Annotated in this window: 12 protein-coding genes; 9 read left to right on the plus strand and 3 right to left on the minus strand. The window is 69.0% G+C overall.

The annotated features are described in order from the left end of the window. The first annotated feature begins 73 nt into the window (after positions 1-73). The 8 genes from ACTMTU_RS16490 (at position 74) to ACTMTU_RS16525 (ending at position 6,887) form a co-directional block, all read left to right on the plus strand. Entirely contained in the window at positions 74-313 is a 240-nt protein-coding gene (locus ACTMTU_RS16490) for an ATP synthase subunit C (RefSeq protein ID WP_005311859.1), read from the plus strand. Between the two features lie 40 nt (positions 314-353). Then, positions 354-908 (plus strand): F0F1 ATP synthase subunit B, encoded by a 555-nt coding sequence (locus tag ACTMTU_RS16495; protein ID WP_189471071.1) that lies wholly within the window; start codon positions 354-356, stop codon positions 906-908. Continuing rightward, positions 905-1,720, plus strand: a complete 816-nt coding sequence (locus tag ACTMTU_RS16500) for a F0F1 ATP synthase subunit delta (RefSeq protein WP_441264210.1) — start codon at positions 905-907, stop codon at positions 1,718-1,720. The genes ACTMTU_RS16495 and ACTMTU_RS16500 overlap by 4 nt, the downstream gene beginning before the upstream one ends. A 133-nt stretch (positions 1,721-1,853) precedes the next feature. Beyond that, positions 1,854-3,446 (plus strand): F0F1 ATP synthase subunit alpha, encoded by a 1,593-nt coding sequence (atpA, locus tag ACTMTU_RS16505; protein ID WP_441264211.1) that lies wholly within the window; start codon positions 1,854-1,856, stop codon positions 3,444-3,446. A 21-nt stretch (positions 3,447-3,467) separates the two neighbouring features. Next, positions 3,468-4,385, plus strand: coding sequence for a F0F1 ATP synthase subunit gamma (locus tag ACTMTU_RS16510; RefSeq protein ID WP_441264212.1), 918 nt, complete (start codon positions 3,468-3,470; stop codon positions 4,383-4,385). Further along, complete coding sequence (atpD, locus tag ACTMTU_RS16515; RefSeq protein WP_189887562.1) at positions 4,385-5,827, plus strand: F0F1 ATP synthase subunit beta; 1,443 nt, start codon at positions 4,385-4,387, stop codon at positions 5,825-5,827. Before ACTMTU_RS16510 ends, atpD begins: the two co-directional genes overlap by 1 nt. Positions 5,828-5,937: 110 nt before the next feature. Then, entirely contained in the window at positions 5,938-6,312 is a 375-nt protein-coding gene (locus tag ACTMTU_RS16520; protein WP_005311845.1) for a F0F1 ATP synthase subunit epsilon, read from the plus strand. Between the two features lie 128 nt (positions 6,313-6,440). Continuing rightward, positions 6,441-6,887, plus strand: coding sequence for a DUF2550 domain-containing protein (locus ACTMTU_RS16525; protein ID WP_441264213.1), 447 nt, complete (start codon positions 6,441-6,443; stop codon positions 6,885-6,887). Between the two features lie 92 nt (positions 6,888-6,979). Here the strand turns inward: ACTMTU_RS16525 and ACTMTU_RS16530 are convergent, their stop codons facing one another. The 3 genes from ACTMTU_RS16530 to ACTMTU_RS16540 all read right to left on the minus strand — a co-directional run bounded on the left by ACTMTU_RS16530 (position 6,980) and on the right by ACTMTU_RS16540 (position 10,879). Continuing rightward, positions 6,980-8,833 (minus strand): glycosyl hydrolase family 18 protein, encoded by a 1,854-nt coding sequence (locus ACTMTU_RS16530; protein ID WP_441264214.1) that lies wholly within the window; start codon positions 8,831-8,833, stop codon positions 6,980-6,982. A 157-nt stretch (positions 8,834-8,990) separates the two neighbouring features. After that, on the minus strand, positions 8,991-9,674 hold the full coding sequence (locus ACTMTU_RS16535) for a response regulator (RefSeq protein ID WP_441264215.1): 684 nt from the start codon (positions 9,672-9,674) through the stop codon (positions 8,991-8,993). Beyond that, on the minus strand, positions 9,671-10,879 hold the full coding sequence (locus ACTMTU_RS16540; RefSeq protein ID WP_441264216.1) for a sensor histidine kinase: 1,209 nt from the start codon (positions 10,877-10,879) through the stop codon (positions 9,671-9,673). The genes ACTMTU_RS16535 and ACTMTU_RS16540 overlap by 4 nt, the downstream gene beginning before the upstream one ends. 151 nt (positions 10,880-11,030) lie before the next feature. On the opposite strand from ACTMTU_RS16540, the gene ACTMTU_RS16545 reads away from it, so the two are divergent. Next, a complete protein-coding gene (locus tag ACTMTU_RS16545; protein ID WP_441264217.1) occupies positions 11,031-11,603 on the plus strand; it encodes a hypothetical protein in 573 nt (190 codons plus the stop codon). Positions 11,604-11,681: the final 78 nt, after the last annotated feature.

Consider the following 11,681-nt stretch of genomic DNA (forward strand, 5'->3'; position numbering starts at 1 on the left):
CCGCTCGCCCCGTATCCCGCAGACTGCCGGTGGCCAACCCCCACCGGTTCTTGAAAGAGAAGGAAGAACTGGCATGTCCCAGACTCTTGCCGCCGTCACCGGTGACCTCAAGGCCCTCGGCTCCATCGGCTACGGCCTCGCGGCCATCGGTCCCGGCGTCGGCGTCGGCATCATCTTCGGAAACGGCACCCAGGCTCTTGCCCGTCAGCCCGAGGCTGCCGGTCTGATCCGCGCCAACCAGATCCTCGGCTTCGCCTTCTGTGAGGCGCTCGCCCTGATCGGCCTGGTCATGCCGTTCGTCTACGGCTCCTGATTCTCGGGCCGTCCAGTAGAAACAGACGAAAGGCACTGATGTGAACCCCCTGGTTCAGCTCGCGCAGGAAGGTGCGGAAAACCCGCTCATCCCGCCGATTCCCGAGCTTGTCATCGGTCTGATCGCCTTTGTCATCGTCTTCGGCTTCCTCGCCAAGAAGCTCCTCCCGAACATCAACAAGGTTCTGGAAGAGCGTCGCGAGGCCATCGAAGGCGGTATCGAGAAGGCCGACGCCGCCAAGACCGAGGCTGAGAGCGTCCTTGAGCAGTACAAGGCGCAGCTCGCCGAGGCCCGTCACGAGGCCGCTCGGCTGCGCCAGGAGGCGACCGAGCAGGGCACCGCGATCATCCAGGAGATGAAGGCGGAAGGCCAGCGGCAGCGTGAGGAGATCATCGCGGCCGGCCACGCCCAGATCGAGGCCGACCGCAAGGCCGCGGCCGCGGCGCTGCGTCAGGACGTGGGCAAGCTCGCCACCGACCTGGCCGGCAAGCTGGTCGGTGAGTCCCTCGAGGACCACGCCCGCCAGAGCCGCACCATCGACCGCTTCCTCGACTCGCTCGAGGACGGCGCTTCGAAGGCCGAGGCCACCCGATGAACGGAGCCAGCCGCGAGGCGCTGGCCGCCGCGCACGAGTCGCTCGACGCGCTGACCGACAACACGTCGGTCGACGCGGCGAAGCTCGCCGGCGAGCTGGCCGCCGTCACCGCGCTGCTCGACCGAGAGGTGTCGCTGCGTCGGGTCCTCACCGACCCGGCGCAGGCCGCCGGGGCCAAGGCCGAGCTGGCCGGACGCATCTTCGCCGGTCAGATCAGCGGCGAGACCGCCGACCTGGTCAAGGGCATGGTCCGGTCCCGCTGGTCGCAGTCCCGCGACCTGGTCGACTCGCTCGAGGAACTGGCGAACACCGCCGACCTCACCGCGGCGCAGAAGACCGGTGTGCTCGACAACGTCGAGGACGAGCTGTTCCGCTTCGGCCGGATCCTTTCGTCCAGCAACGACCTGCGGTCGGCGCTGACCGACCGGTCGGGCACGGCGACCGCCAAGGGCGAGCTGCTCAGCAGCCTGCTCGGCGGCAAGGCCGACCCGATCACCGAGCGTCTGGTCGTCCGTCTCGCCACGCACCCGCGGGGACGTAGCCTGGAGTCGGGACTCGAGTCCCTGTCCAAGCTCGCCGCGGCGCGGCGGGACCGGATGGTCGCCGTCGTCACCTCGGCGGTGCCGCTGACCGAGGCGCAGAAGCAGCGTCTCGGCGCGGGTCTGGCGCGGATGTACGGCCGTGACATGCACCTCAACCTCGAAGTGGACCCCACGGTCCTCGGCGGGATCTCGGTGCGGGTCGGTGACGAGATCATCAACGGCACCATCGCGGAGCGCCTCGAAGAGGCGACCCGTCGCATGGCCGGCTGACGGCGCAGCGCAGAACAGAACAGCAAGACCAGCGGCCCGGTTGGGCCGTGCAGAGATTGCAGAAGATTCCTGGGGGTCGGCCCCCAGACCCCCAAAGAAACTTCGGGCCCAACAAGGAGAGCAGGGAACCCAGATGGCGGAGCTCACGATCCGGCCGGAGGAGATCCGGGACGCGCTGGAGAACTATGTCCAGTCGTACCAGCCGGACGCGGCCTCGCGCGAGGAGGTCGGCACGGTCAGCCTGGCCGGCGACGGTATCGCGAAGGTCGAGGGTCTTCCCTCGGCCATGGCGAACGAGCTGCTGAAGTTCGAGGACGGCACCCTCGGTCTCGCCCTCAACCTCGAGGAGCGCGAGATCGGTGCGATCGTCCTCGGCGAGTTCAACGGTATCGAGGAGGGTCAGCCGGTCACCCGCACCGGTGAGGTCCTCTCGGTCGGTGTCGGCGAGGGCTACCTGGGCCGGGTCGTCGACCCGCTCGGCAACCCGATCGACGGCCTCGGCGAGATCGCGACCGATGGCCGGCGCGCCCTTGAACTGCAGGCCCCGGGCGTCATGGCCCGTAAGTCGGTGCACGAGCCGATGCAGACCGGCTACAAGGCCGTCGACGCGATGGTGCCGATCGGCCGCGGCCAGCGTCAGCTGATCATTGGTGACCGTCAGACCGGCAAGACCGCTCTGGCTGTCGACACGATCATCAACCAGCGTGACAACTGGCGTTCCGGCGACCCGAAGAAGCAGGTCCGCTGCATCTACGTCGCCATCGGCCAGAAGGGCTCGACCATCGCGTCCGTTCGCGGCGCCCTGGAAGAGGCCGGCGCGCTCGAGTACACGACGATCGTCGCCGCCCCGGCGTCCGACCCGGCCGGCTTCAAGTACCTGGCCCCGTACACCGGCTCGGCCATCGGCCAGCACTGGATGTACGACGGCAAGCACGTCCTCATCATCTTCGACGACCTCTCGAAGCAGGCCGACGCCTACCGCGCCGTGTCCCTGCTGCTGCGCCGCCCGCCGGGCCGTGAGGCCTACCCCGGTGACGTCTTCTACCTGCACTCGCGTCTGCTGGAGCGCTGCGCCAAGCTCTCCGACGACATGGGCGCCGGTTCGATGACCGGTCTGCCGATCGTCGAGACCAAGGCGAACGACGTGTCGGCGTTCATCCCGACCAACGTCATCTCCATCACCGACGGCCAGTGCTTCCTGGAGTCCGACCTGTTCAACGCCGGCCAGCGTCCGGCCCTGAACGTCGGTATCTCGGTCTCCCGTGTGGGTGGTTCCGCCCAGCACAAGGCCATGAAGCAGGTCTCCGGCCGTCTGCGTGTGGACCTCGCCCAGTACCGCGAGCTGGAGGCGTTCGCCGCCTTCGGTTCCGACCTGGACGCGGCCTCCAAGGCGCAGATGGAGCGCGGTAAGCGGATGGTCGAGCTGCTGAAGCAGGCTCAGTACCAGCCGATGCCCGTCGAGGAGCAGGTCGTCTCCGTCTGGGCCGGCACCACCGGCAAGATGGACGACGTCCCGGTCGCGGACATCCGTCGCTTCGAGGTCGAGCTGCTGGAGTACCTGCGCCGTGAGCGCAAGGAGCTCCTGACCAGCATCGCCGAGGGCGGCAAGATGTCGGACGACACCCTCCAGTCCGTCGCTGACGCCATCGCCGCGTTCAAGAAGCAGTTCGAGACCTCGGACGGCAAGCTTCTGGGCGAGGACGTTCCGGTCAGCACCGCCAAGTAGACGACGGAAGGGACCTGACTCATGGGAGCCCAGCTCCGGGTCTACAAGCGTCGCATCAAATCCGTCACCGCGACCAAGAAGATCACCAAGGCGATGGAGATGATCGCCGCCTCGCGCATCGTCAAGGCGCAGCGCCAGGTGGCCGCCTCCACGCCGTACGCGACCGAGCTCACCCGCGCGGTGACCGCGGTGGCGACGGGGTCGACGACGAACCACGCCCTGACCACCGAGGTGGACAACCCGACCCGGGCCGCGATCCTGCTCATCACGAGCGACCGCGGTCTGGCCGGCGGCTACTCCGCCAACGCCCTCAAGGCGGCGGAGCAGCTCACCGAGCGGCTCCGCGGCGAGGGCAAGGAGGTCGACGCGTACATCGTCGGCCGCAAGGGTGTGGCGTACTACGGCTTCCGTGAGCGCAAGGTCACGGAGTCGTGGACGGGCTTCACCGACAACCCGACGTACGCGGACGCCAAGATGGTCGCGGCCCCGCTGATCGCGGCGATCGAGAAGGACACGGCCGAGGGTGGTGTGGACGAGCTCCACATCGTCTTCACCGAGTTCATCTCGATGCTGACGCAGACGCCGGTTCAGAAGCGGCTGCTGCCTCTCAGCCTCGAGAAGGCGAAGGAGGAGACGGCGACGAAGGGCGAGATCCTTCCGCTGTTCGACTTCGAGCCGTCGGCCGAGGACGTCCTCGACGCCCTGCTGCCGCGCTACGTCGAGAGCCGGATCTACAACGCGCTGCTCCAGGCGGCTGCCTCCAAGCACGCCGCCACCCGCCGCGCGATGAAGTCGGCGACCGACAACGCCGGGGAGCTCATCAAGAGCCTCTCCCGGCTTGCCAACGCGGCCCGCCAGGCCGAAATCACCCAGGAAATCAGCGAGATCGTCGGTGGAGCCAGCGCCCTGGCCGACGCGACCGCGGGGAGTGACAAGTAATGACGACGACAGTTGAGACGGCCGCTGCCACGGGCCGCGTCGCCCGGGTCATCGGCCCGGTCGTCGACGTGGAGTTCCCCGTCGACGCGATGCCGGAGATCTACAACGCGCTGACCGTTCAGGTCGCCGACCCGGCTCTGGAGGGCGCGCTCAAGACGCTGACCCTCGAGGTCGCCCAGCACCTGGGTGACGGCCTGGTCCGCGCGATCTCGATGCAGCCCACCGACGGTCTGGTCCGCCAGGCCCCGGTGACCGACACGGGCAACGGCATCACCGTCCCCGTCGGTGACTTCACCAAGGGCAAGGTGTTCAACACGCTCGGTGAGGTGCTGAACGTCCCCGAGGAGAACGCCAACATCGGTGAGCGGTGGCCCATCCACCGCAAGGCTCCGAACTTCGACCAGCTCGAGTCGAAGACCGAGATGTTCGAGACCGGCGTCAAGGTCATCGACCTTCTCACCCCGTACGTCAAGGGTGGAAAGATCGGTCTGTTCGGTGGTGCCGGCGTCGGCAAGACCGTTCTGATCCAGGAAATGATCTACCGCGTCGCCAACAACCACGACGGTGTGTCGGTGTTCGCGGGCGTCGGTGAGCGTACCCGTGAGGGCAACGACCTCATCGAGGAGATGTCCGAGTCCGGCGTCATCGACAAGACCGCGCTGGTCTTCGGTCAGATGGACGAGCCCCCGGGCACCCGTCTCCGTGTCGCCCTGGCCGGTCTGACCATGGCGGAGTACTTCCGCGATGTGCAGAAGCAGGACGTGCTCTTCTTCATCGACAACATCTTCCGGTACACCCAGGCCGGCTCCGAGGTGTCCACCCTGCTCGGCCGTATGCCGTCCGCGGTGGGTTACCAGCCGAACCTGGCCGACGAGATGGGTCTGCTGCAGGAGCGCATCACCTCGACGCGTGGTCACTCGATCACGTCGATGCAGGCGATCTACGTCCCCGCGGACGACCTGACCGACCCGGCCCCGGCCACCACCTTCGCCCACCTCGACGCGACGACGGTTCTCTCCCGTCCGATCTCCGAGAAGGGCATCTACCCGGCCGTGGACCCGCTGGACTCCACGTCCCGCATCCTGGACCCGCGCTACATCACGCAGGAGCACTACGACGCCGCCACGCGCGTCAAGGGGATCCTGCAGAAGTACAAGGACCTCCAGGACATCATCGCGATTCTCGGTATCGACGAGCTGGGCGAGGAGGACAAGCTGGTTGTCCACCGTGCCCGTCGCGTGGAGCGCTTCCTGTCCCAGAACACCCACGTCGCCAAGCAGTTCACCGGCGTGGACGGCTCGGACGTGCCGCTCGACGAGTCGATCGCCGCGTTCAACGCGATCTGCGACGGTGAGTACGACCACTTCCCCGAGCAGGCGTTCTTCATGTGCGGTGGCATCGAGGACCTCAAGGCCAACGCCAAGGAGCTCGGCGTCTCCTGAGTCGCATGACTCGCTGAAGGGGGCGGGCACGTCCCGCCCCCTTCTTCACGCCCCTTAGAATTGACCCAACACCCGGCATGACCGCCGGGTGGTGACCCGAGGAGCCAACCTTGGCTGCTGAGCTGCACGTCGAGCTGGTCGCCGCCGACCGTAGTGTCTGGTCCGGCGAGGCCACCCTGGTCGTCGCGCGCACCACGTCCGGCGACATCGGCGTCATGCCCGGTCACCAGCCGCTGCTGGGTGTGCTGGAATCGGGCCCGGTGACCATTCGCACGAGCGAGGGTGGGACCGTCGTCGCCGCGGTGCACGGTGGTTTCATCTCGTTCGCGGACAACAAGCTGTCGCTGCTGGCGGAGATCGCCGAGCTGGCGGACGAGATCGACGTCCAGCGTGCCGAGCGGGCGCTGGAGCGCGCCAAGTCGGACACGGACGCCGCCGCCGAGCGGCGCGCCGACGTCCGTCTGCGTGCGGTGGCGGTGCGCTAGTCGCGCCCCACGAGAAGTTTGTCCCTCAGCCGCGGCCGGCCCGGATCTCCTTCGGGCCGTGCCGCGGCTGAGGCGATGCAGGTGCACGTGATATTCGGTTACGGGACGATGCGAGGAGGTCGGTGGAGATGTTCCTCGCTCTGCTTGTGAGCGGTTCTGTCGTCGCACTGGTGCTGATCGGACTGTTCGTCTTCGGACTGCGCAGGAGGCTGATCCAGCGCTCCGGCGGTACGTTCGACTGCAGTCTGCGCTGGAACCTCGTGGAGGATCACGATGCTTCCGGCAAGGGGTGGGTGTACGGCGTCGCCCGGTACAGCGGTGACCGGATCGAGTGGTTTCGGATCTTCTCGTACGCGCCCCGGCCCCGCCGGGTGCTCGAGCGCTCCGCGATCGAGGTGCTGGCCCGCCGCACGCCGGAGGGCGAGGAGGAGCTGGCGCTCCTCTCCGATTCGGTCGTGCTCGCCTGCCGGCACCGCGGGACCCGGCTGGAGCTGTCGATGAGCGAGGACGCGCTGACCGGCTTCCTCGCCTGGCTGGAGGCGGCCCCGCCCGGCCAGAGGGTCAACGTCGCGTAGCGATGGTCCGGCGTGTACGGAACGCGTCGGAGTGCATGACAAAGCCCGGGAGAGGTGACTCTCCCGGGCTTCTTCGTCAGCGGACCGTGGTGCTATCCGAGGCCGCTGTTGATCGCGCCGACCAGCTCTCCGTTGCTCGTGTCACCGCTGAACTCCCAGAAGAACGCACCGCCGAGGCCCTGGTTGTTGGCCCAGTTCATCTTGGAGGTGACGGTCGCCGGGGTGTCGTAGCTCCACCAGTTGGTGCCGCAGTGGGCGTACGCCGTGCCGGCGATCGTCCCGGTGGCCGGGCAGCTGTTCCTGAGGACCTTGTAGTCCTCGATGCCCTGCTCGTACGTGCCTGCCGCCGGCCCGGTGGCCGTGCCGCCCGGGGCGGACTGGGTCACGCCGGTCCAGCCGCGTCCGTAGAAGCCGATGCCCAGCAGCAGCTTCTTGGCAGGCACACCCTTCGCCTTGAACTTGGCGATCGCCTCGGCGGAGTTGAATCCGGCCTGCGGGATGCCCGGGTACGAGGTGAGCGGGGAGTGCGGGGCCGTGGGGCCCTTGGCCGCCCAGGCGCCGAAGAAGTCGTACGTCATCACGTTGTACCAGTCGAGGTACTGCGCGGCGCCGCCGTAGTCGGCCGCGTCGATCTTGCCGCCGGACGAGGCGTCGGCCGTGACCGCCGCGGTGACCAGGTTGTTCGCGCCGAACTTGGTGCGCATGGCCTGCATCATGTTCTTGAACGCCGCGGGGCCGCTGGTGTCGCAGCTCAGACCGCAGGCGTTCGGGTACTCCCAGTCGAGGTCGATGCCGTCGAAGACATCCGCCCAGCGGGGGTCCTCGACCAGGTCGTAGCAGGACTGGGCGAAGGCGGCCGGGTTCTGCACGGCCTGGCCGAAGCCGCCGGACCAGGTCCAGCCGCCGAACGACCACAGGACCTTGATGTGCGGGTACTGGGCCTTCAGCTTGCGCAGCTGGTTGAAGTTGCCGCGGAGCGGCTGGTCCCAGGTGTCGGCCTTGCCGTCGACGGACTGGTCGGCGGTGTAGGCCTTGTCGTAGTCGGCGTAGGCGTCACCGATGGTGCACTTGCCGCCGCTGACGTTGCCGAAGGCGTAGTTGATGTGGGTGATCTTCGACGCGGAGCCGGAGGTCACCAGGTTCTTCACGTGGTAGTTGCGACCGTAGACGCCCCAGTTGGTGAAGTAGCCCAGCTTGACCTTGTCGCCGGGGCCGGGCTCTCCGCCGCTGCCGCCGGTGGTGCGGACGGCGACGGCACCGCTGACGGGGCCGGTCTGGTCGGCGCTGTCCCGCGCCTGGACCGAGTACGAGTAGTCCGTGCCGGCGGTCAGGCCGGTGTTGGTGTACGTGGTGCCGGTGACCGTGGCGATCCTGGCGCCGTCGCGCAGGACGTCGTAGTTCTTGATGCCGTTGTCGTCGGTGGCCGCACGCCAGCTGAGGTTCACCGACGTGTCGGTGATGCCGGAGGCCGTGGGGGTGCCGGGGGCGGAGGGCGGGTTGTCACCGGGCACGCTGCCGCCGTCGCACGAGGCGCCGTTCAGCTTGCAGTTGGACGGGGAGCCCGGGCCGCTGCCGTTGAAGCCGAAGGAGACGGAGGCGCCCGGGGCGAGCGTGCCGTTCCAGCCGACGTTCTTGGCGGTCCAGTGGTCGCCGGAGCTGGTGACGGTGGCGTCCCAGGCGGAGGTGACGCGGGTGCCGGAGGGGAAGTCCCACTCGACGGTCCAGGAGTTGATGGTCGTGGTGCCGGTGTTCTTCACCGTCCACTTGCCCTCGAAGCCGGTGCCCCAGTCGGAGGACTTGGCGTAGGTGGCCGTCGCCGAGGTGGCCGCTTCCGCGGGCGAGGCGAGTCCCACCATGGCGGCGAGGGGGAGGAGAAGGGCGGTCAGTCCCGCGGTGGCCCTGGCTCTGAACCGTGATCGGGGGCGTGGGGGCGCAACGGTGCTCAAGGATGCTCCTCGAGTTGAGTGCGGACATGTCAGGGGTGGTCCGTGCACTGTGCACACCGCGGGGCTCACCGCAGTGTGCTCGGTGAGATTAGGGTGGTCTGGACCAATCGTCAATAGGTCCAGACCAAAGGTTCCGCGCCCTGTCGTACCGCCCCGGTCAGATGCCCAACTCCTGTGCGAGGACTGCCGCTTGCACCCTGCTGCGCAGCTCCAGCTTCCCCAGCAGTCTGCTGACGTGCGTCTTCACCGTGGCCTCCGCCATCGACAGCCGCACCGCGATCTCCGCGTTCGACATCCCCTCACCGAGGCACGAGAGCACCTCCCGCTCCCGCCTCGTCAACGCGTCCAGCACGGCCGGATCAGGCGCGTCCGCCGACCGTACGGGCCCGGGCGCGGCGAACTCCGCGATCAGACGCCGGGTGACCGCCGGCGCGATCATCCCCTCGCCGCGTGCCACCGTCCGCACCGCCTGGAGCAGGTCGCCCGCCTCGGTGTTCTTCAGCAGGAAGCCGGCCGCCCCCGCCCGCAGCGCCCCGAAGACGTACTCGTCGAGATCGAACGTGGTCAGCACCAGCACGTCGGCCAGCTTCTCCGCGACCACCTGCCGCGTCGCGGAGACCCCGTCCAGCCTGGGCATCTGCACATCCATCAGCACCACGTCCGGGCGCAGTTCGCGCGCGAGGCGCACCGCCTCCTCGCCGTCCGCGGCCTCCCCGGCCACCTCGATGTCCGGCGCGCTGCGCAGGATCAGGACCAGCCCCGCCCGTACCGCGTTCTGGTCCTCCGCGACCAGCACCCGGATACGGGCCCCCGTCCTCGAGTCGTCCGCCTGCGCCGTCATGCCGATGGCTCCTTGTCGTCCGTCACGGGCAGCACCGCCCGTACGCGCCAGATCTTGTCGGGCCCGCCGGCCGGGCCCTCCACCGGACCGGCCTCGAGCGTCCCGTCGAGCAGCGCGACCCGTTCCTCCATCCCCACCAGGCCCGCACCGGAACCGGGCGCCCGCGGTCCCGGCCGACGCCCGAACGGGCTCGTCACCGACACCCGCAGCGCGTCGCCCGCCCCACCGGACACCTCGACGCGCACCTCACCGGCCTCCGCGTGCTTGATCGCGTTCGTCAGCGACTCCTGGACGATGCGGTAGCCGGCGAGCTCCACGGGCGCCGGCAGCCGGGCGCCCTTCTCCCGCTCGTCACGGAGCACGAAGCTCAGCCCGCTCTGCCGGCCGTTGGTCCTCGCCTGCTCCACCAGGGCGTCGAGTCCGTCCAGGGTGGGTGCGGCGGCCGGCTCCACGTCACCGCTGCTGTCGCGCAGCAGTCCGATCAGCCGGCGCATCTCGGCCAGGCCCTCGACGCTGTTCTCGCGGATCACGGTCATCGCCTGCCTGGTCGTCGCCTCGTCGTCCAGCGACAGCGCCGCCGTGGAGTGGATCGCGATCGCGGAGAGGTGATTGGCGACCATGTCGTGCAGTTCCCGGGCCATCCTGGCGCGCTCCGCCGCGATCGCCTGGGTGCGGTCCATCTCCGCGAGCAGCGCGGTCTGTTCGGCCCGCAGCCGGGCGGCGTTCGCCGCCTCCCGGTGGTTGCGGACGATCGCGCCCGTCGCGGCGGGGAAGAACGCGACCAGGGCGGTGACGACGCCGACGAGCAGCGCGGCCGCGTCCCTGAACCAGGCCAGGAAGCCGACGGTCACGGCGATGGTGACCATCGCCGTGATCACCGGGATGCGCCGTGCGGAGGCCGGGGTGCCGTAGACGACCGCCGCGTAGACGAGATCCGCGAACATCAGGACCGTCGCGATGCTGCCGAGCGTGAACTGATCGCCGATCACGGCGACCGTGCCCACGAGCAGCGCCGTACGGGGCATGGTCCGGCGCAGAAGCTCCAGGAAAGCCGTCACCACGAGCGGCACCAGGGTCACCCAGGCCGGCAGCGGCGTCCGGGACTCGCCCTGGCTGTGCAGCCCCAGCCAGTACAGCAGCAGGCCGCCGAGCAGACCGGCGGCCGCGGCGAGCACGTCGTCACGGTGGGGGCGGGGGAAGGTCACCCGTCCATCAAACACGGCACGACGGCCCCCGTGCGTCCGCACGCGGAGTGAGCCCGCGGTACATCGAAGGATGCAGTCGCAGTTCGTCAACGGTGACGACGAATCCCTGCCCGCCGGCGGCCACGCTTGGACCGTACGAAGGGAGACTGCCGTGATCGTCACGCTGATCGTGATCTGCGAGGTCGGCTTCTGGGTGCTGCTGGCCGCCGGACTGTCCGTCCGCTACCTGCTGAAGATGCCGCGCACCGGCGCCGCGCTGCTGCTGTGCGAACCGCTGCTGGAGGTCCTGCTGCTGGTGGTCACCGCGATCGACCTCAAGAACGGCGCGGAGCCGGACTGGAAACACGGCCTGGCCGCCCTCTACATCGGCTACACGGTCGGCCACGGCCACCGCACCGTCAAGTGGCTCGACGGCCACGCCGCGCACCGCCTCGCCGGCGCGCCGCCGCCGCCGGAGCCACCGCGCTACGGCATGGCCCGCGCCCGGCACGAGGGCAGGATCTGGCTGGGCACGGCGGTGGGCGCGATCGTCGCGACCACGCTGCTCCAGATCGCGATCTGGTACGTCGGGGACGCCGGCCGGACGGAGTCGCTGCGGAGCTGGATGTACGGCGCCTGGCGTGCGGCGGGCATCCACGGCCTGATCACGCTCACCTACGTGTTCTGGCCGAAGAAGGCCCCGGCGGACGAGCAGGAACGCGAAACGGTCCGCGCCGAGCGCTAGCTGTTCTGTCCGGGGAGGTTGTGGACGGGTGAGCCAGGTCTCGGCTGAAGGATCTTGAACAGGTGAGGGCCTTCCGGT

Source organism: Streptomyces sp. OZ13, assembly GCF_052068155.1.
In the GTDB taxonomy this organism is placed as follows: Bacteria; Actinomycetota; Actinomycetes; order Streptomycetales; family Streptomycetaceae; genus Streptomyces.

What these genes read in the sequence shown, in the direction of transcription:
- ACTMTU_RS16490 (WP_005311859.1), top strand. Translation starts at nt 74, where the DNA reads ATGTCCCAGACTCTTGCCGCCGTCACCGGTGACCTCAAGGCCCTCGGC.
- ACTMTU_RS16500 (WP_441264210.1), top strand. Translation starts at nt 905, where the DNA reads ATGAACGGAGCCAGCCGCGAGGCGCTGGCCGCCGCGCACGAGTCGCTC.
- atpA (WP_441264211.1), top strand. Translation starts at nt 1,854, where the DNA reads ATGGCGGAGCTCACGATCCGGCCGGAGGAGATCCGGGACGCGCTGGAG.
- ACTMTU_RS16510 (WP_441264212.1), top strand. Translation starts at nt 3,468, where the DNA reads ATGGGAGCCCAGCTCCGGGTCTACAAGCGTCGCATCAAATCCGTCACC.
- atpD (WP_189887562.1), top strand. Translation starts at nt 4,385, where the DNA reads ATGACGACGACAGTTGAGACGGCCGCTGCCACGGGCCGCGTCGCCCGG.
- ACTMTU_RS16525 (WP_441264213.1), top strand. Translation starts at nt 6,441, where the DNA reads ATGTTCCTCGCTCTGCTTGTGAGCGGTTCTGTCGTCGCACTGGTGCTG.
- ACTMTU_RS16535 (WP_441264215.1), bottom strand. Translation starts at nt 9,674, where the DNA reads ATGACGGCGCAGGCGGACGACTCGAGGACGGGGGCCCGTATCCGGGTG.